The sequence below is a fragment of the Micromonospora tarapacensis genome (assembly GCF_019697375.1).
In the GTDB taxonomy this organism is placed as follows: Bacteria; Actinomycetota; Actinomycetes; order Mycobacteriales; family Micromonosporaceae; genus Micromonospora; species Micromonospora tarapacensis.
This window is the reverse complement of sequence record NZ_JAHCDI010000004.1, coordinates 1789468-1809977: the sequence shown is the minus strand read 5'-3', so window position 1 is coordinate 1809977 and position 20510 is coordinate 1789468. Positions and strand designations below refer to the sequence as shown.

23 protein-coding genes and 1 riboswitch are annotated in these 20510 nt (G+C 71.7%); of the genes, 14 read left to right on the top strand and 9 right to left on the bottom strand.

Annotated features, from left to right (window positions below):
- Positions 1-129: 129 nt before the first annotated feature.
- The 3 genes from KIF24_RS14145 to KIF24_RS14135 form a co-directional block, all read right to left on the bottom strand.
- The gene (locus KIF24_RS14145; protein ID WP_407939997.1) at positions 130-840 is read right to left on the bottom strand and encodes a thymidine kinase; all 711 of its coding nucleotides are present in this window, start codon (positions 838-840) and stop codon (positions 130-132) included.
- 126 nt (positions 841-966) lie between these two features.
- On the bottom strand, positions 967-2361 hold the full coding sequence (locus KIF24_RS14140; protein WP_221084433.1) for an MFS transporter: 1395 nt from the start codon (positions 2359-2361) through the stop codon (positions 967-969).
- A 22-nt stretch (positions 2362-2383) separates the two neighbouring features.
- Entirely contained in the window at positions 2384-3154 is a 771-nt protein-coding gene (locus KIF24_RS14135) for a glycerophosphodiester phosphodiesterase (RefSeq protein ID WP_331461126.1), read from the bottom strand.
- 174 nt (positions 3155-3328) lie between these two features.
- On the opposite strand from KIF24_RS14135, the gene KIF24_RS14130 reads away from it, so the two are divergent.
- From KIF24_RS14130 to KIF24_RS14120, 3 genes are read left to right on the top strand one after another with little or no spacing between them, the layout of a single operon-like run.
- Positions 3329-3970: a hypothetical protein gene (locus KIF24_RS14130; RefSeq protein WP_221084431.1), complete on the top strand. Its 642-nt coding sequence runs from the start codon at positions 3329-3331 to the stop codon at positions 3968-3970.
- Position 3971: 1 nt separating this feature from the next.
- Positions 3972-5630 carry a hypothetical protein gene (locus KIF24_RS14125; protein WP_221084430.1) on the top strand — a complete coding sequence of 553 codons (1659 nt, stop codon included), beginning with the start codon at positions 3972-3974 and terminating at the stop codon, positions 5628-5630.
- Positions 5631-5646: 16 nt separating this feature from the next.
- Positions 5647-6006 (top strand): hypothetical protein, encoded by a 360-nt coding sequence (locus KIF24_RS14120; protein ID WP_221084429.1) that lies wholly within the window; start codon positions 5647-5649, stop codon positions 6004-6006.
- 15 nt (positions 6007-6021) lie between these two features.
- Here the strand turns inward: KIF24_RS14120 and KIF24_RS14115 are convergent, their stop codons facing one another.
- Positions 6022-6801, bottom strand: coding sequence for a lysophospholipid acyltransferase family protein (locus tag KIF24_RS14115; protein ID WP_221084428.1), 780 nt, complete (start codon positions 6799-6801; stop codon positions 6022-6024).
- A 176-nt stretch (positions 6802-6977) separates the two neighbouring features.
- Here KIF24_RS14115 and KIF24_RS14110 point away from each other — a divergent pair, with 176 nt between their 5' ends.
- Both KIF24_RS14110 and cydB read left to right on the top strand, forming a co-directional pair.
- Positions 6978-8387 carry a cytochrome ubiquinol oxidase subunit I gene (locus KIF24_RS14110; RefSeq protein ID WP_221087347.1) on the top strand — a complete coding sequence of 470 codons (1410 nt, stop codon included), beginning with the start codon at positions 6978-6980 and terminating at the stop codon, positions 8385-8387.
- A gap of 15 nt (positions 8388-8402) precedes the next feature.
- On the top strand, positions 8403-9401 hold the full coding sequence (cydB, locus tag KIF24_RS14105; protein ID WP_221084427.1) for a cytochrome d ubiquinol oxidase subunit II: 999 nt from the start codon (positions 8403-8405) through the stop codon (positions 9399-9401).
- Between the two features lie 46 nt (positions 9402-9447).
- Here the strand turns inward: cydB and KIF24_RS14100 are convergent, their stop codons facing one another.
- Together KIF24_RS14100 and KIF24_RS14095 are read right to left on the bottom strand one after the other, a co-directional pair.
- Positions 9448-9663: a hypothetical protein gene (locus KIF24_RS14100; protein WP_221084426.1), complete on the bottom strand. Its 216-nt coding sequence runs from the start codon at positions 9661-9663 to the stop codon at positions 9448-9450.
- 38 nt (positions 9664-9701) lie between these two features.
- On the bottom strand, positions 9702-9884 hold the full coding sequence (locus tag KIF24_RS14095) for a hypothetical protein (protein WP_221084425.1): 183 nt from the start codon (positions 9882-9884) through the stop codon (positions 9702-9704).
- A gap of 91 nt (positions 9885-9975) precedes the next feature.
- Here KIF24_RS14095 and KIF24_RS14090 point away from each other — a divergent pair, with 91 nt between their 5' ends.
- Positions 9976-10461, top strand: a complete 486-nt coding sequence (locus KIF24_RS14090) for a MarR family winged helix-turn-helix transcriptional regulator (protein WP_221084424.1) — start codon at positions 9976-9978, stop codon at positions 10459-10461.
- Between the two features lie 5 nt (positions 10462-10466).
- Positions 10467-10943: an OsmC family protein gene (locus KIF24_RS14085; RefSeq protein WP_221084423.1), complete on the top strand. Its 477-nt coding sequence runs from the start codon at positions 10467-10469 to the stop codon at positions 10941-10943.
- 116 nt (positions 10944-11059) lie between these two features.
- Here KIF24_RS14085 and KIF24_RS14080 read toward each other — a convergent pair whose 3' ends face one another.
- A complete protein-coding gene (locus KIF24_RS14080; RefSeq protein ID WP_221084422.1) occupies positions 11060-11767 on the bottom strand; it encodes a hypothetical protein in 708 nt (235 codons plus the stop codon).
- Between the two features lie 72 nt (positions 11768-11839).
- On the bottom strand, positions 11840-12301 hold the full coding sequence (locus KIF24_RS14075) for a peroxiredoxin (protein WP_331461125.1): 462 nt from the start codon (positions 12299-12301) through the stop codon (positions 11840-11842).
- A gap of 133 nt (positions 12302-12434) precedes the next feature.
- Here KIF24_RS14075 and KIF24_RS14070 point away from each other — a divergent pair, with 133 nt between their 5' ends.
- From KIF24_RS14070 to KIF24_RS14045, 6 genes are all read left to right on the top strand, one after another.
- Positions 12435-13160, top strand: a complete 726-nt coding sequence (locus tag KIF24_RS14070) for an SDR family NAD(P)-dependent oxidoreductase (protein WP_221084421.1) — start codon at positions 12435-12437, stop codon at positions 13158-13160.
- 139 nt (positions 13161-13299) lie between these two features.
- The gene (locus KIF24_RS14065; protein WP_221084420.1) at positions 13300-15150 is read left to right on the top strand and encodes a glycoside hydrolase family 15 protein; all 1851 of its coding nucleotides are present in this window, start codon (positions 13300-13302) and stop codon (positions 15148-15150) included.
- On the top strand, positions 15147-15926 hold the full coding sequence (locus KIF24_RS14060) for a glucose 1-dehydrogenase (RefSeq protein WP_221084419.1): 780 nt from the start codon (positions 15147-15149) through the stop codon (positions 15924-15926). Before KIF24_RS14065 ends, KIF24_RS14060 begins: the two co-directional genes overlap by 4 nt.
- Positions 15927-16105: 179 nt before the next feature.
- Positions 16106-16282 carry a hypothetical protein gene (locus KIF24_RS14055; RefSeq protein ID WP_221084418.1) on the top strand — a complete coding sequence of 59 codons (177 nt, stop codon included), beginning with the start codon at positions 16106-16108 and terminating at the stop codon, positions 16280-16282.
- Positions 16283-16632: 350 nt separating this feature from the next.
- Positions 16633-17634, top strand: coding sequence for a tyrosine-type recombinase/integrase (locus tag KIF24_RS14050; protein ID WP_221084417.1), 1002 nt, complete (start codon positions 16633-16635; stop codon positions 17632-17634).
- A gap of 125 nt (positions 17635-17759) precedes the next feature.
- Positions 17760-17841: riboswitch (ZMP/ZTP riboswitch) on the top strand.
- 13 nt (positions 17842-17854) lie between these two features.
- Positions 17855-18742 (top strand): bifunctional 5,10-methylenetetrahydrofolate dehydrogenase/5,10-methenyltetrahydrofolate cyclohydrolase, encoded by an 888-nt coding sequence (locus KIF24_RS14045; protein WP_221084416.1) that lies wholly within the window; start codon positions 17855-17857, stop codon positions 18740-18742.
- A 29-nt stretch (positions 18743-18771) separates the two neighbouring features.
- Here KIF24_RS14045 and KIF24_RS14040 read toward each other — a convergent pair whose 3' ends face one another.
- A complete protein-coding gene (locus KIF24_RS14040) occupies positions 18772-19551 on the bottom strand; it encodes an endonuclease/exonuclease/phosphatase family protein (protein WP_221084415.1) in 780 nt (259 codons plus the stop codon).
- Positions 19552-19728: 177 nt separating this feature from the next.
- Between KIF24_RS14040 and KIF24_RS14035 the strand changes: the two genes are divergently transcribed.
- Positions 19729-20508, top strand: a complete 780-nt coding sequence (locus KIF24_RS14035) for a sulfite exporter TauE/SafE family protein (RefSeq protein ID WP_221084414.1) — start codon at positions 19729-19731, stop codon at positions 20506-20508.
- Positions 20509-20510: the final 2 nt, after the last annotated feature.

Genomic DNA, 20510 nt, shown 5'->3' with positions numbered 1-20510 from the left:
CCTCTACCCCCGCCGGTTCGCGGGCCGGTACGGCCCGTGGTCGCCTACTGCCACCCACCAGGAGGGGCGGGCACTCGGGAAAGGTTCGCGCAGTGATCGTTTCGTTATGCGTGCTGCCGGGTGGGACGCTCAGGCGCCGCCGGTGGTGCCGCGGGGCCCCAGGTCGCCGGTGCGGTGGTGCCGCCGGCAGAGCACCTGGTAGCGCAGCTCGGCGGTGTCGACGGTGTCGGCGGTGTCACCGATGACGACCTGTTCGCCCTCGCGGACCACCCGCCCACCGGCGACGCGAGCGTTGAGCAGGCCCTCCCGGCCGCACCAGCAGAGCACCTCCACCTGGATGCGGGCCACCGAGTCGGCCAGTTCGAACAGCCGCTGCGCGGCCGGGAACAGGCAGGAGCGGAAGTCGGTGGCCAGGCCGAAGGCGTACACGTCGACGTCGTAGCTGTCGACAAGTTCGGCCATCTGTTCCACGTGCTCGACGGAGTAGAAGCTGGCCTCGTCGCAGATCAGGTAGTCCACGCGGACCCCATCGGCCCAGGCGTCGCGGACCAGGGTGCGCAGGTCGAGGGAGTCGGTGACCTCGACCGCCTCGTGGGCCAGTCCGATGCGGGTGGTGACCTGCGGGCCGAGCGACCGGTCGATGCGGGTGGTCACCAGACCCCGGCGGCCCTGCCGGGCGTGGTTGTAGTTCATCTGCAGCGCCATCGTGGACTTGCCGCAGTCCATCGGCCCCCAGTAGAACCGCAGCGCGGCGGCGTGTGCCGGCCGGCCGTCGACGCCGCGGGCGGCGACACACCCGGCGGGGTTGTCGCCCTCCGCGGGCAGCGGGGGGCGGGCCAGGCAGGTTGGTACGGCGTCGTCGGTGGTCACGGACCGGCAGCCTAGTGCGATGTCTCCCGGCGTTCACCGGGTGGTCCGGCCGGTGGTGTCGGTCGTCGCACCACCGGCGGCCGGAGGCCGGCCCGGTCAGAGCACCCGGGGCGGGGTGTTGCCGGCGGCGACGATCGCCCGCCGGACGGGCACGGCCAGCAGCAGCAGGAAACCCACCACAAAGAAGATCAACAGAGAGACCAGGCCGACCCGGTAGGAGTTGGTCAGCTGGAACACCAGCCCGAACGCGAGCGGGCCGAGCCAGCTGGTGCCCTTGTCGCTGATCTCGTAGAAGCCGTAGTACTCACCCTCCTTGCCCGCGGGGATCAGTTGGCTGAACAGGGACCGGCTCAACGCCTGGCTGCCGCCGAGGACCAGGCCGATGGCCGCGCCGAGCACCATGAACGGCAGCGGCGCCTCGGCGGGCAGCCGGAACGCGGCGACGATCACCACGGTCCACAGCACCAGGCTCAGCAGCACGGTCTTCCACGCCCCGATCCGCCCGGCCAGCGCACCGAGCGCCAGCGCGCCGCCGAAGGCGAGGAACTGCACCAGCAGGATCGTCACGATCAGGGTGCTCTGCCCCAGCCGCAGTTCCTCGGTGCCGTACTGGCTGGCCAGCGTGATGACGGTCTGGATGCCGTCGTTGTAGACCAGGAACGCGAGCAGGAAGAACAGCGTCAGCGGGTACGCCTTGATCTCCCGCAGCGTGCGGCCGAGCTGCCGGAACCCGTCGGTGAGCACGTTGCCACGACCACCGGTGGCGAGTGCCGCGGCGGTGGGATGCTCGCGCAGCCACCGCAGCGGCACCAGGGTGAACGCCGCCCACCACAGGCCGGCCGAGACGATGGACCAGCGGGCCAGGTCGAGCGTGCGCTCGGCGGTGCCGTTGTCGAACGACTGCACCGCGACGAGGTTCAACGCCAGCAGCAGGCCACCGCCGAGGTAGCCCAGCGCCCAGCCGCGGCTGGAGATGGCGTCGCGTTCGTCCGGCCCGCCCAGCTGTGGCAGGAACGAGTTGTAGACCACGATCGCCGCGCCGAAGCTGATGTTGGCGACGATGAACAACACGCCACCGAGCAGATACCGGTCGCCGGTGACGAAGAGCATGCCGACGGTCGCACCGGCGCCGGTGAAGGCGGTGGCGGCCAGCAGCCGCTTCTTGTGCAGCGACCGGTCGGCGATCGCCCCGATCACCGGCAGCACGAAGACCGTCAGCAGCACCGACAGCGAGATCAGGTAGGGGTAGTACGAGCCGGCGGCCACCTTGATGCCCAGCGGGTAGACGTACCCGGTGCAGCCGTCGGCGCCGAGTTCGCACCCGGCGGCGACCTTGGCCACGCTGGTCAGGAACGGCCCGAGGAAGACCGTGATGACGGTGGTCTGGAAGGCCGAGTTGGCCCAGTCGTAGAAGTACCAGCCGGTGCGCTCCCGGCGGGTGCTCATCGGTGGCGGGTTGTCCTGCGCGGCAGGCGTCGCCGTCTCGGCCATGAGAGATCCTTTGCCCGGTCGGTCAGGCGGCCCAGTGGCCGCGGCTGCGGTAGACGTCGCGCAGCACGCCGACGTGGTCGGTCATGATGCCATCAACACCACGATCAAGTAATTCGTGCATCTCGGCAGGTTCGTCGATCGTCCAGACGTGCACCTGCAAACCGAGCCGGTGAGCCGTCCGAAGAAACCGGCGGTCGACCACCGGCACCCGGCCGTAGCGCACCGGAACCTGCGCGGCCACCACCGACGGCGGCAGCCGCACCGGCCGGCCGGTCAGCGAGGCCATCCGCAGCCGGGCCACCCCGCGCACGCCGAGGCTGGTGGCGACCCGCCCGTGGGTGAGGGCCCGCAGCCGGGCCAGCCGGGCGTCGCTGAACGAGGCCAGCAACACCCGGTCACCCGCCCCGGCCCGGGCGACGGTGGCCACCGTCGGTGCCACCGCCCGGTCGGACTTGACGTCGATGTTGAACCTCACCTGCGGCCACGCGGTCAGCACCTCGTCGAGGCGGGGCACCACGGCCGCGCCACCGACGCGCACCGAGGCGAGGTCGGCCCAGCGCAGCGCGCCCACCCGGCCGCGCTGCCCGGTGACCCGTTCGAGGGTGTCGTCGTGGAACACCACGGCCACCCCGTCGGCGGTGCCGCGCACGTCGGTCTCCACGTACCGGTACCCCAGGCCGACCGCCCGGGCGAAGGCCGCGCTGGTGTTCTCGTCGCCGTCGGCGGCGCCGCCACGGTGGGCGAAGGCCAGCGGTGCCGGAGCGTCGAGGTAGGGGTGCGGGGTCGGTGGCACGCCGCGCAGTATGCCCGGCCCCGGTGACCTGCGGGCGACCGGCCGGCGACGGAAGCGTGCCACCTGTCGGTCCGCACCCACTGCCGAATATCGGACAGTCACGATCACGATCCAGGTCACAGCCGGCACCATGTGGACGTGATGCCGTGGCCGTCGTCCGCAGAGCCTGGAACGTTGACCGCGCCGCAGGGCGCGCTGACCGCGCAGCCGGTGGATCCGCTGCCACCCCGACTGACGCCGCCCGCCCCGCCGCCACCGGTACGCCGACTGACGGCAGGCACCTGGGTGTTCGTTCCGCTGGTGCTGGTCGCCGGCAGCCCGTCGGGACACGACCTGCTCACAGGGATGATCCGCGACCTGCCCCGGGCCGACGGGATCGCCGCCACGGGAGTGCAGCTGGCCAGGTTCGTGCTGATCGGATTGATGTGGCCGCAGTGGGAGCTGCCGCCGGACACCCCGCGGGCGTACTCGTCCTGGCTCTGGAACGACCTCCGCACCCTGCTGTTCGTCGCGCTCACGCTGTGGCTGCTGAGCCGGCTGAACGCTCTGCCCTCGCCGGCCCGGGCCTACCGGGCGCTGGCGGTGTTGGGAGCGACGATGGTCAGCGCCGTGGTGGCCGCCCTCGGCGCCATCGCCTGTGTCGCATTCATCGCACTCATCGGTGTCGTCAACAATCCGGCAGGGCGTCGTAGCCCGTGGAGCGACGCGGAGACGGCCACCTGGGGTGCGCTCGCCGGCGGTCTGGTCTACGGCCTGCTGCTTGCCTGGCTCGTGACGCGGCCCGTCGCGGCCGATCGTCCCGCCGAGGGTGGCTGAGTTGACTCTACGATCCAGCACTCCGACGGTGCCGCCGCAGCGACCGCCGCAACCTTTGGCCGACACCGAGGCCACCCGGTACCTCTGCGTCGCCGCGCACGTCGACGAGACGTTCGCCGACCGGCTGCTCTACGAGGTGCTCGGCGACGAACTGCGGGCCGTCGCACCGTCGGTGGACTTCGATCTGTCGCCCGTCCTGCGGCACTGCCTGGCGGCCCGCCGGCGCCGCCGCCGACGCGATCTGCTGCTGCTGCTCTTCGGCACCCTGGCCGTGCTGCTCGCACCGCTGTGGACGGTGACGGTGGCCGTGGCGATGCGCGCCGCGACCTCGCTGGCGCCGTTCCGGCCGACCCGGCAGAGTCAGCTCGGGCCGCTGCTGGGGATGATCTCGATGGCCTTCGCAGCCATGGTGCTGCTGGTCCAGGTGGCCGCCAACGAGGGGACCAACTGGCTCATCGGCCGGCCGTGGTTGGCGTTGCCGGCCGGCATTGCCGCGTTTCTGGCGCTCGTGGTCCACCTGCACGGCACCCGGTGGCTGCTCGTGACCCAACTGCGACGTGACCGGTTCTCGGCGGAGGCGACGGCGCAGGCGGCGGTGCCCTCCCGGTACGCCGCCCGGCTGGCCGCCGTCGACGAGGCGCAACGGGGCAATGTCACCGTCTACAGCGGGTACGTCCCCTTCGTCGGGCATGGCACCCCGGTGGCAGGTTGGTCGTTCGCCCTGCCGATCCGGCCGGCCGAGCACGTCGTCGGCCCTCGTCGCGCCGACGGTGACCAGGTGCCGACGCCCTTCGTCGTCGACGAACTGATCGACCACGTGCGGCAGCGGCTGGCCGCGTTGGACAGCGACGGCGGCGCTGATCGGCTGGCGGGGCTGGTGCTGCAGGACCGGGTCTTCGTCGTCGGGCGGCTGCTGACCGACGACGCCCGGCTGCTTCCGGTGCGGCAGCGGATGCCGCGGCAGCACTGGACGAGCGAGCAGGTGCACCAGGTCGCCGCCCACCCGCAGGGCGCCGTGCGGCACTACCTGTGCGCGATGGTGCCGTCCTGGGGCGGTGAGGTGGTGGCCAGCACCTTCCTGCATTTTTCCACCGACGGCCGGTTGCTCTACCTGGAGTGCGCCCGGACCGTGCTGGAACCCCCACGGCTTGCCTACCACGACGTCGACCGGCTGACCGAGTGGCTGCCGGCGAGCCAGCTGGTGCAGTTGCTCGCGGCCGGTTCCCACGCCCTGCTCACCACGGCGGCCACCGCGGTGGGGCGCCTCGTCGACGAGCTGGTGCAGACGCTGCGCCACCAACGGCGGCAGGCGCGGTTGCGACGGCTGGCCGGCGAGGACCTCGGCTACGACTACGGGGCGCGGGCGGGGGCGCGGGAGTTGGCGGCCGGCTCCGACTACCACAACTACTTCCAGATGCTGGACGCCGCGAAGCATCTGAAGGTGGTGGAGCGGCACGTACTCGCGGCGATCGTGGACTTTCTCGACGATCGGGGAGTGGACACCACGGAGTTCCACAGCCGGCAGATGATGATCCTCAACCAGGGAGTCATCCAGACCGGCGGGCTCAGCGTGATCGGCAACCAGGCGGTCGGCGCCGGCGCCCGGGCCGAGCAGCACGCGCAGCCGGCACCGGCGGGCGAGAAACCACGACCAGCGTGAGAGCGGAGGATGAGGCATGTCCGAGTCGTCGGCCAACTACGGCATCCAGCAGTCCGGTGGGGTGAGCCAGGTCGGCAGTCAGGCGGTGGGTCACGGCGCCCAGGCGGTCGGTGGTGCGTTGTGGGCCACTGCCCCCGGCGTCGACGTACCGGCCCTGGTCGCCCAGTTGGTCGACGCGCTCGACCGGCACCGCGACGAGTTGCCGGAGCAGGCGCGGTCGGTGGCGGCGGAGCTGCGCGCCCAGCTGGCCCGGCCGGATCCCGAACCGGCCCGGGTGACGGCGTTGCTGCGGCGCCTGGCGGAGCTGGCCGCGCCGGTGGCCCCGGTGGCCTCGGCCGTGACCGAGGTGCTGCGGGCGGTGCAGCAGGCGACCTGAGCCGGACGGGGCAGCTCAGCCGGCGGCGGGGCGGCGCCGGTGGGCGCGGCTGGTGTCGACCGGCCGGCCCAGGTCCACGTGTCGGGGCCGGTCGGGTTCGTCCGGCCGCAGCGGGACGAGGGTGTCGGTCAGGGCGTCGATGATCCGGTCGGTGGCGCGTCGGGCACCGCCCGGCACGCCGTGGACCAGGTCGGCGAGGTCCACCGGGTCGCCGAAGTGCACCCGCACCGTCGGGCGGCGCACCAGCGCGCGGGCGATGCCGCGAAGGAGACCCTTGGGCGCCTGGTAGGGCAGCACCTCGTGGGAGCCCCACTGTGCGACGGGGATGACCGGGGCGCCGCAGGTCAGGGCGAGCCGGGCGGCGCCGGTCTTGCCGCGTTCGGGCCAGATGCCCGGGTCGAGCCCGATGCGCCCCTCGGGGTAGACCAGGATCGGCGCGCCGCCGCCGACCGCGGCGGCGGCGTCGTCGAGGGCGCGGTGCACCCCGGCGGTGCCCCGGTCGACGCGGATGTGCCCGGCACTGCGCATCGCGGCGCCGATGACCGGGGCGCGGAACAACCCGCCGGTGGCCATGATCCTCGGCGCGACGCGGCGGGCCCGGCAGGCGGCGGCGAGCACGACCGGGTCGAACGGGCTGATGTGGTTGGCGGCCAGGATCAGCGGCCCGCCGCGCAGCCGGGCGGGGATGTCGCCGGTGACCTCCAGCCGGGCCAGCAGCCCGACCAGGACGCGGGCGAGCAGCAGCGCGGCACGCCAGATCAGCGGCGGCTGCCAGGGGGAGTGGGCCGTGTCCATCAGCGGGACATGGTCGCACGGCGTCCGGCCCCGGCCGCGCCCAGGGCGGGCCGTACGGCGCAGGTGAGCAGGGTCATTGGTCCCGACCCGGTTCGGGTCGCCCGCCTCTGCCGATCGTCGTACGACGGGCTGTAGTATTTACTACGTCTTGTAGTATGAGCAGCTGGGGGTCGCAGGTGGACGCGTTGGACGTCGCCCGCTGGCAGTTCGGTGTCACCACCGTCTACCACTTTCTCTTCGTACCGCTGACCATCGGCCTGTCCGTCCTGGTCGCCATCCTGCAAACACTCTGGCACCGCACCGCAGACGAGAAGTACCTCAAGCTCACCAGGTTCTACGGCAAACTCTTCCTGATCAACTTTGCCATGGGCGTCGTCACCGGCATCGTGCAGGAATTCCAGTTCGGCATGAACTGGAGCGACTACTCCCGCTTCGTCGGCGACATCTTCGGCGCACCCCTGGCCATCGAGGCCCTGGTCGCCTTCTTCCTCGAATCCACATTCATCGGTCTATGGATCTTCGGCTGGGATCGGCTGCCCGCACGCCTGCACCTGGCCAGCATCTGGGCCGCCGCCATCGGCACCAACCTGTCGGCGTACTTCATCCTGGCCGCGAACTCGTTCATGCAGAACCCCGTGGGCTACCGGATCAACCCCGACAGCGGGCGGGCCGAACTCACCGACTTCGTCGCCGTGCTCACCAACAAGGTCGCCCTGATCACCTTCCCGCACACCATCGCCGGCGCCTTCCTGGTCGCCGGGTCGCTGCTGGTGGCCGTCGCCCTGTGGCACCTGATCCGCGACCGCGACAGCACCGACACTCCGGCGTACCGCTTCGCCGCCCGCTTCGGCTCCTGGGTCACGCTGCTCTCCGCCGCCGCCGTCGTGATCACCGGCGACATCCAGGGCAAGATCATGACTCAGGTGCAGCCGATGAAGATGGCCGCCGCCGAGGGCCTCTACGCCACCGAGAGCCCCGCGTCGTTCTCCGTACTGACCGTCGGCAGCCTCGACGGCACCCGGGAACTGTTCGCCCTCAAGATCCCGTACCTGCTGTCCTACCTGGGCACCGGCGACCCCAACGGCACCGTGCAGGGCATCAACGACCTACAGGCCGCGTACACCGCCCAGTACGGCCCGGGCAGCTACACCCCGATCATCCCGGTCACCTACTGGAGCTTCCGCTTCATGATCGGTTTCGGGCTCGCCGCCGCCGCCATCGCGCTGCTCGTGCTGTGGAGCCAGCGCCGGGGCCGCACCCCGCGCAGCAGGTGGCTGCTGCGCGCCGGCCTGGCCATGCCGATCCTGCCGCTGCTGGCCAACTCCTTCGGCTGGATCTTCACCGAGATGGGCCGCCAGCCGTGGATCGTCTTCGGCGAGATGCTCACCCGCGACGGCGTCTCCCGCAGCGTCTCCCTCGCCGAGGTGCTCACCAGCTTCACCGCCTTCACCCTCATCTACGCCACCCTCGCCGTCATCGAGGTGAAACTGCTGGTCCGCTACGCCCGGGCCGGCGTGCCCGACGTGACGCCCGACCCGGCACCCGACGACACCGACGCCGACCGGCCGCTCGCCTTCGCCTACTGACCCCGGAGCCCCATCGTGGACCTGACCACCATCTGGTTTCTCCTCGTCGCCGTGCTGTTCACCGGCTACTTCATCCTTGAGGGCTTCGACTTCGGCGTCGGCATGCTGCTGCCCGTACTCGGCCGTGACGACCGGGAACGCCGCGTGATGATCAACACCATCGGGCCGGTGTGGGACGGCAACGAGGTCTGGCTGATCACCGCCGGTGGCGCCATGTTCGCCGCCTTCCCCGAGTGGTACGCCACCCTGTTCTCCGGCTTCTACCTGCCGCTGCTGCTGATCCTGCTGGCCCTGATCGCCCGGGGCGTCGCCTTCGAGTACCGCCACAAGCGGCCCGAGGAGTCCTGGAAGCGCCGCTGGGACGTCGCGATCTTCGTCGGCTCGCTGATCCCGGCGGTGCTGTGGGGCGTCGCCTTCGCCAACATCCTGCGCGGCGTACCGCTGGCCGCCGACCACGAGTACGCCGGCGGCCTGCTCGACCTGCTGAGCCCGTACGCACTGCTCGGCGGGGCGACCACCGCGGCGCTGTTCCTCACCCACGGCGCCGTCTTCGTCGCCCTCAAGACCGTCGGCGACATCCGTCGCCGGGCCGCCGACCTCGCGGTCCGCCTCGGCCTCGCCGCCGCGGTCCTCGCGGTGGCCTTCCTGAGCTGGACGCTGACCATCCGGTCCAGCGCCGCGGCCGTCGTGCTCGCCGTCGGCGCCGCGCTCGCGCTGCTCGGTGGTCTCGCCGCCGCCGCGGTACGCCGGGAGGGCTGGGCGTTCACCGGCACCGCCCTGGCGATCGGCCTGGCCGTGGCGACCCTGTTCGCCGCGCTGTTCCCGAATGTGCTGCCCTCCACGCTGGACCCGGCCGGCACGCTGACCGCCACCAACGCCGCCGCCACCCCGTACACGCTGACGATCATGACGTGGGTGGCGGTGTTCTTCACGCCGATCGTGCTGGCCTACCAGGGCTGGACGTACTGGGTGTTCCGCAAGCGCATCGGCGTGGCCCACATCCCGCGGCACTGAGCCCGGCGGGCCGGCGGGGCGGGTGCGCCACCGCCGGCCCGGCCGTTCACGCCGCCGCCAGGCTCTCCTCGGCCCGGCGCCGCACCGTGTCGAGCACCCGGGCGGCGGCGGCCAGGTCGTCGGCGGGCAGGCCCGCCCAGAGCCGGTGACCGATCTCACCGCTGGCCGCGGCGACCAGGCGATGGGCCTGCCGTCCGGTCGGTGTTACCGCGACCCGGGAGGCGTCCTCGGCAAGCGGCGCCACCAGCGTCGCCGCGATCAACTCGGCGAGCGTGGTGTGTGCCGCCGAGCCGCTGAGCTTCAGCGTGTCGGCCAGCCGCCGGGCCGCCTCGGCGCGGGGAGCGGGCCGTCGGCGCGGACCAGGATCGTCAGCAGCAACGACTGCGCGAAGGTGAGGCCGAGGCGGGTCAGTTCCCGCTCCAGCACCGCCCGGGTGGCGTGGTGGGTCCGGCCGAGCAACTGCCCGTCGAGAGTGGTGGACATGACGACCCCATCCAGTTGGTTGAACCAATGTTGGCTTGACCAACGTAACACCGATCGTGGGTATGGCCAACGGTAAGCGTAGAGTCGAGGCATGCAGCCCACCGGCACCAGCGCACCCAACCGCCTCCGCACCACACCCAGCTGGCTGCTCACCCAGACCGCCGCCCACGCCGGCCGCCTGGTCAGTGCGGCCCTCGACCGCCGCCACGCCCGCGGCTACCACTACCGCCTCCTCGCCGCCCTCGACGAGACCGGCCCCACCAGCCAGGCCGACCTCGGCCGGCACAGCGGCATCGACCGTAGCGACATCGTCAGCACCCTCAACGACCTCGCCGACCGTCACCTCGTGCGACGCGACCCCGACCCCGACGACCGGCGCCGCAACGTCGTCAACATCACCCCCGCCGGCCGCCGCGAACTCACCCACCTGCAACAGGCCCTCGACACCGCCCAGGACACCCTGCTCGCCCCCCTCGACCCCACCGAACGCCGCGAACTCGTCCGCCTGCTCGACCGGCTCCTCACTCACCACCGCGGCGCAACCCACCCCACCCACCCCGACCAACCGGAGAGCTGATCCGCATGCCCCACGCACACCACTACGCCACCACCGTCACCTGGACCGGCAACCTCGGCACCGGCACCAGCGGATACCGCGACTACCGCCGCGACCACGACCTCACCACCGACGGCCGCCCACCGATCGCCGGCAGCTCCGACCCCACCTTCCGCGGCGACCCCACCCGCTGGAACCCCGAACAACTCCTGCTCGCCGCGCTGTCCCAGTGCCACATGCTCGCCTACCTGCACCTCTGCGCCGTCAACGGCGTCGTCGTCACCAGCTACGTCGACCACGCCACCGGCACCATGACCACCGACGCCACCGACGCCACCGGCGCCGGCCACTTCACCGAGGCCGTCCTGCACCCCGAGGTCACCGTCGCCGACCCCACCACCGCCGACACCGCCACCGCCCTGCACACCGACGCCCACCGCGCCTGCTTCATCGCCAACTCCGTCAACTTCCCGGTACGCCACGAACCCACCACCGCCACCTGACCACACCGCCCGGCCCGGCACCCCGAAGCGGCACGACCACGGCCATCGCCAGCACAAGGGCCCGACCGCGAAAACCGCAGCCGGGCCCCTCGGCACAGCACCTCCACCGCTGCCGGTCAACCCGCCTCGCGCAACTCCGCCAACCGGGCCTCGATCTCCGCCAACTCCGCCCGCAGCCGCTCCGCCTGCCGCTCCGCCTCCGACCGCTCACTGGCCAGGATCTGCTCCACCGCCTCATGCACCCCCGGCACATCCACCAACGCCACCATCCGCAGCGCTTCCGCAGGCTTCAGTACATACGGCTTGGCCAGCACCTTCCCGCCCTGCTGCGCCGCCACCGTCCACTCGCCCTCGGCGTACGCCAACGTCACCGTCAGCCCCGCCGGACCCTTCGGCTTGGCCGCCTTCGCCACCCGCCGCGCCGGTGGCTTCGCCTCCACCGCGTCCACCTTCGTCTCCACCGTCTCCACCTTGGACTCCTCCCGGCGCGGCTGCGGCACCCGATCCAGCACGAACTCCGGCTCCACCACCGTCGGCTCCACCACCGTCGGCTCAGCCGACGCCGGCTCGGCCGGCCGACGCCCCGCACCCCGCGGCGCCACCGCCACATCCGCGGGGGAGAAGGGCAACTCGTCCCGCCCGAACCGCACCACCACGAACTCGTCGGACACCGCCGGATCCGTCAACTCCACCACCTGACCCAACTGACCGGCGACCTGACCGGCCGCAGCCGTGAACACCACCTTCGGCTTGCGCCCCGCGCTCAACGCCTCCCGGATGCCGCGCACCTCGTCATCGGACAAACCCTGGCCAGCGGCACCCATCAGCAACCCTCTTCCCTCGTACACATGTTCAGCCGCCTGCCTTGATACCAGCCGCCGGCGACAACCTGAAGATCAGCCCCCCAACACCCGCAACGCCCGATCCGCATGCTCGTTCATGCCCAGCTCACTGCGCACCACCTCGACGATCCGCCGATCAACCCCGATCACGAACGTCATCCGCCGGGTACTCAACGGCCCCAGCGGCAACCGACGCCGCACACCGAACCGGTCCGCCACCACACCATCCCGATCCGACAGCAGCGGATAGTCGAACCCGTGCAGCCGCGAGAACTCCGCCTGCCGCTGCACCGAATCCCGACTGATCCCCACCCGCTGCGCCCCGACCGCGGCGAACTCCGCCGCCAGATCCCGAAAGTGGCAACTCTCCGCCGTACACCCCCGCGTCATCGCCGCCGGATAGAAGAACAACACCACCGGACCCGCCGCCAGGAACTCCGACAACCGCCGGGGACGACCCGTCTCGTCCGGCAACTCGAAGTCCTCGACCAGGTCACCGACACCCACACCCGCCACGCGCACTCCTCACTCGACACCGTCACCGTATGCACCCGCACCCGCGCCACCTCGGTGCGCTCGACCACGCCCTGCCCGCCACCCCCGACCGCCGCGGTAACCTCCCCGACACCAGCCGGGCAGGGGGAGGACAATGGCACCCGTCACCGTCATCACCGGCGGCAGCCGCGGCATCGGCGCCGCCACCGCCCGCCGCCTCGCCCACACCGGCCACCACCTCGCACTCGGCTACCGCCGCGACCACACCGCCGCCGACACCGTCGTGACCGAGCTGCGCGCCACCGGCGTACGCGCCATCGCCATACCCGCCGACACCCGCGACCCCGACCAGGTGGCCGCCCTCTTCGACGCCGCCGCCGAACTCGGCCCGATCAGCGGACTGGTCAACAACGCCGGCATCACCAGCCCGATCGGAGCCTTCACCGAGCTGCGCCTGGCCGACCTGCGCGACGTCATCGACATCAACCTCGTCGGCTACATCCTCTGCGCCCAACAGGCCGCCCGCCGGATGACCCACGGCGCCATCGTCAACATCTCCTCCGTCGCCGCCACCCTCGGCAGCCCAGGGGAGTACGTCCACTACGCCGCCGTCAAAGCCGCCACCGACACCCTCACCATCGGCCTGGCCAAGGAACTCGCCCCCCGCGGCATCCGGGTCAACGCCGTCGCCCCCGGCATCATCCGCACCGACATCCACGCCCTCTCCGGCCAACCCGACCGACCCGAACACGCCGCCGGCCGCATCCCACTCGGCCGCCCCGGCGAACCCGACGAGGTCGCCGCCGCCATCGCCTGGCTCCTCGGCCCCGACGCCTCCTACACCACCGGCGCCATCCTCCGCGTCGGCGGCGGCCTCTGACCACCGGGACAGGGAAACGGGGCACGAAACACCCTGTAACAACCCCAATCCGGCCCCTCGACGCCGCGACCGGTGAACAACCCGGAAGCCAACCAGCCCGCCGAGGTATACCACCTCGCCCGCCCGGGTAGCCACCCCCGTGCAGAACGGACGCATCGACGACCACGGCTTCCTCGCGGACGGGCGCAGCGCGGCCCTGGTGGACCGGGACGGATCCGTGAACTGGTGGAGCCCACCACGCTTCGACGGACCCTCCGTCTTCGCACGCCTGCTCGACGACGACGCCGGCCACTGGTCGATCCAACCAGCAGAGCCCTTCACCACCGAACGGTCCTACCTGCCCGACACCCTCGTACTGCGTACCGTCTTCACCACCCGCCACGGCCGCATGGCGCTGACCGACGCCCTCGCCCTGGAACCCGGCGCCCGCGGCCACGACATCGGCCTGCACTCACCCCGGGTACTGGCCCGCGTCGTCGAAGGGCTCTCCGGAGAGGTACCCGTCCGGCTGCACTACCGGCCACGGTTCGAATACGGCCGGGTGACCGCCTACCTGACCGAACACGACGGCGTCGTCGACGCCAGCGCCGGCGCCTGCCGGCTGAGCCTGCGCGGCGACGTCCCACTGACCTGCGCACAGGGCAACGCGGACGCCAACTTCACCGTCAGGGCCGCCGAAACCTACCGCTTCACCCTCGGACACGCGCCGGCCTTCGACGCCGACCCACCCGCCCTGCCCGACGCGGACCAGGCCGTCGCCGACACCGCCGCCGGCTGGCGGTCCTGGGCCGACCTGCACCGCGACCAGTACCGCGGCCTCTTCCGCGACCAGGTCCGGCACAGCGCCATGATCCTGCAGGGAATGACCTACCAGCCCAGCGGCGCCATCGTCGCGGCGGCCACCACCTCGCTGCCCGAGGCGCTGGGCGGAGACCGCAACTACGACTACCGCTTCGTCTGGATACGCGACTTCAGCCTCACCATCCAGGCCCTCTGGCGGGCCGCCTGCCTCGACGAGGCGAACCGGCAGTTCGACTGGGTGGCCCGCGCGACAGGACGGATCAGCGACGAACCAGTGCCCATCATGTACGGCGTGGAGGGCGAGCGGGACCTCACCGAACACAACCTCGACCACCTCGCCGGATACGCCGGCAGCCGGCCGGTCACCATCGGCAACGGCGCCTGGAAGCAGCGACAGAGCGACGTACTCGGCGAGGTCCTCGACGCGGCCTGGCTGATGCGCCACTACCTCGACCCGCTGACGCCCGACGTGCGACAGCTGCTGCGCGACCTCGCCGACCAGGCGGTCGTGGACTGGCACCACGCCGACGCCGGCATGTGGGAGGCCCGGGACGCCGAGCGACACTACGTCTCCTCCAAAGTGCAGTGCTGGACGGCGCTGGACCGGGCCGTCCGCTTCGGCCACCGCCTCGGCGACGAGCCCGACCTGACCCGCTGGTCCACCACCCGCGACGAGATCCGCGAGGCCGTCCTCACCCGCGGCTGGAACGAGCACCTCGGCACCTTCACCGGGGCCTTCGACTCCGATCACCTCGACGCCTCCGTGCTGATCATGCCGCTGGTCGGTTTCCTGCCGGCCGACCACCCGAAGATGCGCTCCACGGTGAGCGTCATCGAGCGCGAACTCTCCCACAACGGGCTGCTGCGCCGCTGGGCCGGCGACCCGGCCGGCTTCGTCATCTGCTCCTTCTGGCTGGTCACCTGCCTGGCGCTGGCCGGTGACGTGGACCGGGCCGAACGGCTCTTCAGGCGACTCGCCGCCCGGGCCAACGACCTGGGGCTCTTCGCGGAGCAGATCGACCCCGTCACCGGCGAGCAACTCGGCAACTTTCCGCAGGCCTTCTCACACATCGGGCTCGTCAACGCCGCCGGCCGGCTCACCGAGGCCGTCGAACGGCGCGCCGCGGGCCAGCCACGAAAACCCGTGCCGGCCGGTACGGGACGGACGGAAGGAGGAGCATCATCGTGACCGGACGCCTCGCAGGAAAGACCGCCCTCATCACCGGGTCCGACTCGGGGATCGGGCAGGCCACCGCCATCGAGTTCGGCCGGGAGGGCGCCGACGTGGTGGTGCACTACCTCAACGACCACGCCGGCGCCAACCACACCAGGGCGATGGTGGAGCAGGCCGGCCGGCGGGCCGTCGTGGTGCAGGGCGACATCAGCGTCGAACACCAGGTCGAGGCGATGTTCGACGAGGCCCTAGCGGAGTTCGGCACGCTGGACATCCTGATGAACAACGCCGGGGTGGACGCCGCCGGCATTCCGGTCGCCGACCTGGACACCGACACCTTCGACCGGGCCATCCGGATCAACGTCTACGGCGCGTTCTTCTGCTCCCGCCGCTTCGTGCGGCACCGCCGCGACCAGGGGGGACACGGGAAGATCATCAACACGACCTCAGTCCACCAGGAGGTCGCCCGGGCCGGCGGAGCCGACTACGACACCAGCAAGGGAGCCCTGCTGGAGTTCGCCAAGAGCCTCGCCCTGGAAGTCGCCCCGATGCACATGAACGTCAACAACGTCGGGCCGGGTATGGTGCTGACACCGTTCAACCAGCAGGCTATCGACGACCCGAAGTACCTGGAGGAACAGGTGCAGAGCATCCCCTGGAAGCGGGCCGCCGAGCCGGCCGAGATCGCCAAGGTCGCGGTCTTCCTGGCCAGCGACGACGCCGACTACGTGACGGGCTCGACGTACTTCGTGGACGGCGGCCTGATGCAGAACCAGGGCCAGGGCGCCTGAGAACGGCGCGGGGGAGACGCTTCGTGGACATGAAGCTCAAGGTCGTGGTGTTGCCGGTCGCCGACGTGGACCGGCCAAGGACTTCTACCAGGCGCCTGCCCGGACGGTGAACGGGACGTGGTGAGCACCGTTCGGACAAAGAAGGATGAGCACCGTTCGGACAAAGAAGGAGCAGTCAGATGCAGACCAGCTACGACTCGGTGGAGGACCTGGCGGCCGCGCTGCGTCGGGCGGCGTCCGCGCACGGCCGCTTCGAGGAGGAACTCGGGCATCCCGACCCGGACTGGCCGGACTGGTACGCCCGCCACATGGCGGACGAGCAGGCCGGTCGGGATGCCACTTCTCATTCACGCTGAGCCATCCGCCGGTGCTCAACGCTCCGGCCCAGCCGGTCGAGTGAGGCGTGCGGTAATCCCCGACGAGTCCCGATTCGATAATCTACATTATGTAAAGTTGGCGGTCCGGAGTGCGCCGTACGTCGAGAGAGGTTCTCGCTGCTACGGCGGGGTCGCCCTGCCGTAGCAGCGTGCGCACCGCTGCCCGGAGGTGGTGGTGATGACTTCGCCGACGCCCGACGTTGGTGCCCGGCGGCTCCGCCGCGCCTGAACCCCAGAAAGCGTTGTTCCTGCCGCTTGCGGCTCCCCCTTTCAACATCGACCGGGGCTCCCGATAGCCGGGAACACGAAAGTCATGCATAATACTCATTATGCATGACAAAACGGATAAGTTGGTTGTCACGCTGATCGAGGAGTTCCTGACCACCCGGGCCACCCGCAAGCCCTCCCCCCACACCCAGGATGCGTACCGGCGGGACCTGGCGAGCGTCGCCGCGCTCGCGGCAGAGCTCGCCAGCCCTCCCCTCCCCCTTGATCACCTAGGTGTCGCGGCCCTCTCCCCCAGGCTCATCCGGGCCGCGTTCGCCCGGTTCGCCGCCGCCCGGGCCGCCACCTCGGTCGGGCGGGCCTGGTCGACCTGGAACGGCTTCTTCTCCTTCCTGGTAGCCGAGCAGGTGGTGCCGGGAAATCCGATGCCGGCGGTGGGGCGTCCTCGGGCTCCGCTCCCCCAACCCAAGCCGCTGCGCGGCGAGGACACTCCGGAGCACCTGCTCGCCTCGGCCGCGCGGGCCGAGGGTCGGCAGCGTGACCCGTGGCCGGAGCGGGACGTGGCGGTGCTGGCGGTGGCGCTGTGTGCGGGGTTGCGGTTGTCGGAGTTGCTGGCGCTGCGGGTCGGTTCGCTCGGCGGGCGGCCCGGCGAGCGTCGTCTGGAGGTGTCCGGCAAGGGTGGGCGTCCTCGGATGGTGCCGGTGGAGCCGGGCCTGGATGCGGTGCTGGTGGGCTATCTGGACAGTCGGGCGCGCCGGTTCGGTTCGCGTGCGGTGCGGCCGGATTCGTCGCTGCTTGTGGATCGGCGGGGTGAGCCGCTGCGTCGGGGTGGGTTGCAGTATCTGGTGGAGTCCTGTTTCCGGCGAGCCGGCATCGGTGACCGGGTACCGCGTGGGGCGCGGTTGCACGCGTTGCGGCACACGTTCGCGACGCGGTTGGCGGAGGACGGGGCGGGCGCGTCGGAGATCATGCGGTTGTTGGGGCACGCGTCGTTGGCGTCGTCGCAGACGTACATCGAGGTGACCGCGGGTCAGCAGCGGGAGGCGGCGCGGGCGAATCGCACGAACCGGGCGTTGGTGGGGCTGGTGGGGCCTCAGGCCGGTTGAGCGGTGAGGATCGCCGGCGGAGGGTGGTGGGCGCGGCACGTTGCTTCCTCGGAGAAGCCGCCGGTGGTCTTCGCCTGATTCCTGGCCGATCCTTGCCCGCCCGCGCTGCGGGCACGCAGACCGGCGGTGACGCGACTGGCGGCACCGGGGATGGGTTGGACCATCGGGGAGCTCTCGTCGTGGAGGTCGTCCGCCTGGGCCTCCGCGGGCGGGGTGGACCATGTCGACGGTGACGAGCAGGGCGCGGTTGCTACCGGGTGGGCCGGTGGCGGAGGCGATTCTGGCCGAGGTGGCCGAGGGTGTGGCGGGGCTGCGGGCGGCGGGGGTGACGCCAGCGCTGGCGACGGTGCTGGTGGGTGACGACGCGGCCAGTGCCGGCTACATCGGGATCAAGCAGCGGCAGGCGGCGGAGTTGGGTTTCGCCTCGCCGCACGTGCGGTTGCCGGGCTCGGCGTCGCAGGCCGATCTGCGTGCGGTGCTGGCCGATTTCAACAGGGATCCGGGTGTGCACGGTGTGCTGTTGCAGCATCCGGTACCCGAGGGTCTGGACTACGACCGGGCGTTGCAGGCCCTGGATCCGGATTCTGACGTCGACGGGATGCATCCGGTGAACATGGGGCGGCTGGCGTTGGGGTTGCCGGGTCCGTTGCCGTGTACGCCGGCGGCGATCGAGGCGTTGTTGGCGTACCACGGGGTGTCGGTGGCGGGCCGTGAGGTGGTGGTGCTGGGGCGGGGTGCGACGTTGGGCCGGCCGTTGGCGATGTTGCTGGCGCAGAAGCGGCCGACGGCGGACGCCGCGGTGACGGTGGTGCACACCGGGGTGGCGGACTGGCCGCGGTACGCCCGGCGGGCGCAGATCCTGGTGGCGGCGGCCGGGGTGCCGGGGATCGTGCGGCCGGAGCACGTGCGGCCGGGCGCGGTGGTGGTCGGTGGTGGGGTGCGGTATGCGGGGCGGCGGTTGTTGCCGGACGTGGATCCGTCGTGTGACCGGGTGGCGGGGGCGATCACGCCGCGGGTCGGTGGGGTGGGTCCGGTGACGGTGGCGATGTTGTTCCGCAACGCGTTGCGGGCGGCGCGGTCAGCGGCCGGTCTGGCGGACCGGTCGTAGGGCGGCGGGGAGTTTCGGTCTGGCCGGCCTCAGCCGAGGTCGACCAGCAGGGGCCGGTGGTCGGAGATGGTCGACAGGGGGGTGCGTACGGCGGTGACCGGGGGCAGCCGGTCGAAGCCCTGCCGGTCGGCGAGGGCGTGGTCGAGTTGGACGCGTGGTTGCCCGGCCGGGTAGGTGGGGCGGCGGCCCAGCAGGTGCCAGCCGGAGGCGGCGCGGGCCGCCCAGGCGGGCAGGTTCAGGTCGCCGAGCAGGATCCGCGGTGCGGGCAGGGTGCGTAGGGCGCGGACGATCTGGCGCAGTTGGCGGGCGTTCCAGCCGGGCACGAAGGACAGGTGGGTGGCGGCGACGGTGGTCGGGCCGTGTGGGGTGTCCAGCACGGCGGCGAGCACCACCCGGGGTTCGTCGCGCAGCAGGATCAGCCCGCCGCCGGGGCCGGGCACGTAGACCGGGGAGCGTACCGGGGCGGGGCGTAGCCGCGTCACCCGCCAGGTGGTGACCGGGTGGCGGGTGACCAGGCCGACGCCGTAGCAGGGCTCGCCGTGACCGTCGTCGTCGTGGGTCAGTGGGCGGAACGCCTCGCCGGGGGTGCCGACCACGGCGGCGGCGAACCGGTGCTCGGCAGTGCCGAGGGCCTGGGCGGCGATGGCGGTGAGGTCGAGGTTGCCGCTGCGAGACTGGTCGCGGTCGACCTCCTGCAGGGCGAGGACGTCGGCGTCGAGAGCGGCGACGGCGGTGGCCAGTCGGGCCGGGTCGACCAGGCCGTCGGTGAGGGACCGGCCGTGCAACATGTTGAACGTGGCCAGGCGCACCGTGTCACCTTAACGACGCCGTGGCACAGTTGCCCGATGGTGCGGTTGTTGCTCTGTTCGATGCTGGTGTTCGTGGCGGTCGGCGCGGCGGGGATCTGGCTGCGGCGTCGGCGCGGCCGGTGAGGCTGGCCACAGCCGGCGGCGTCGGGTTGCCCCGGATGGGAAGAATGGCGGCTCGTGGAGTTGGATCCGCTGACCATCGCGACGCTGCTGACCGCTGCGGCCCTGGCGGGTTGGGTGGATGCCGTGGTGGGCGGTGGGGGTCTGCTGTTGTTGCCGGCGCTGCTGGTGGCCGTGCCGGGGATGCCGCCGGCCATGGCGTTGGGCACGAACAAGTTGGCGGCGATCGCGGGTACGTCGACGGCGGCGGTGACGTATGCCCGCCGTACGAAGATCGACTGGGTGGTGGCGGGGCCGGCGGCGGCGTTGGCGGTGGTCTGCGCCGGGCTGGGCGCGGCGTTGGCCGGGGCGGTGCCGCCGTCGGCGTACCGGCCGGTGGTGCTGGTGGTGCTGGTGTCGGTGGCGTTGTTCGTGGTGCTGCGTCCCCGGCTGGGGGTGCTGGCGGTGCCGCGGCGGCGCACGCGGGGCCGGATGGTGGTGGCGGTGCTGGTGGCCGGGGTGGGCATCGCGAGCTATGACGGGTTGATCGGGCCGGGCACCGGCACGTTCCTGGTGGTGGCGTTCACCGCGCTGGTGGGTGCGGACTTCGTGCATGGTTCGGCGATGGCGAAGGTGGTCAACGCCGGCACGAACGCCGGTGCGCTGGCGGTGTTCGCGGTGACCGGGAACGTGTGGTGGCTGCTGGGCGCGGCGATGGCGGTGTGCAACATCGTCGGGGCGACGGTGGGGGCGCGGATGGCGTTGCGTCGCGGGTCGGGTTTCGTGCGGGCGGTGCTGCTGGTGGTGGTGCTGGCGTTGGTGGCGAAGCTGGGCTACGACCAGTGGGTGGCCGGGTGAGC

What these genes read in the sequence shown, in the direction of transcription:
- KIF24_RS14090 (WP_221084424.1), top strand. Translation starts at nt 9,976, where the DNA reads ATGCAGCCCACCGGCACCAGCGCACCCAACCGCCTCCGCACCACACCC.
- KIF24_RS14140 (WP_221084433.1), bottom strand. Translation starts at nt 2,361, where the DNA reads ATGGCCGAGACGGCGACGCCTGCCGCGCAGGACAACCCGCCACCGATG.
- KIF24_RS14120 (WP_221084429.1), top strand. Translation starts at nt 5,647, where the DNA reads ATGTCCGAGTCGTCGGCCAACTACGGCATCCAGCAGTCCGGTGGGGTG.
- KIF24_RS14045 (WP_221084416.1), top strand. Translation starts at nt 17,855, where the DNA reads ATGTCGACGGTGACGAGCAGGGCGCGGTTGCTACCGGGTGGGCCGGTG.
- KIF24_RS14095 (WP_221084425.1), bottom strand. Translation starts at nt 9,884, where the DNA reads ATGTCCACCACTCTCGACGGGCAGTTGCTCGGCCGGACCCACCACGCC.
- KIF24_RS14085 (WP_221084423.1), top strand. Translation starts at nt 10,467, where the DNA reads ATGCCCCACGCACACCACTACGCCACCACCGTCACCTGGACCGGCAAC.
- KIF24_RS14055 (WP_221084418.1), top strand. Translation starts at nt 16,106, where the DNA reads ATGCAGACCAGCTACGACTCGGTGGAGGACCTGGCGGCCGCGCTGCGT.
- KIF24_RS14070 (WP_221084421.1), top strand. Translation starts at nt 12,435, where the DNA reads ATGGCACCCGTCACCGTCATCACCGGCGGCAGCCGCGGCATCGGCGCC.
- KIF24_RS14050 (WP_221084417.1), top strand. Translation starts at nt 16,633, where the DNA reads ATGCATGACAAAACGGATAAGTTGGTTGTCACGCTGATCGAGGAGTTC.
- KIF24_RS14080 (WP_221084422.1), bottom strand. Translation starts at nt 11,767, where the DNA reads ATGGGTGCCGCTGGCCAGGGTTTGTCCGATGACGAGGTGCGCGGCATC.
- KIF24_RS14115 (WP_221084428.1), bottom strand. Translation starts at nt 6,801, where the DNA reads ATGGACACGGCCCACTCCCCCTGGCAGCCGCCGCTGATCTGGCGTGCC.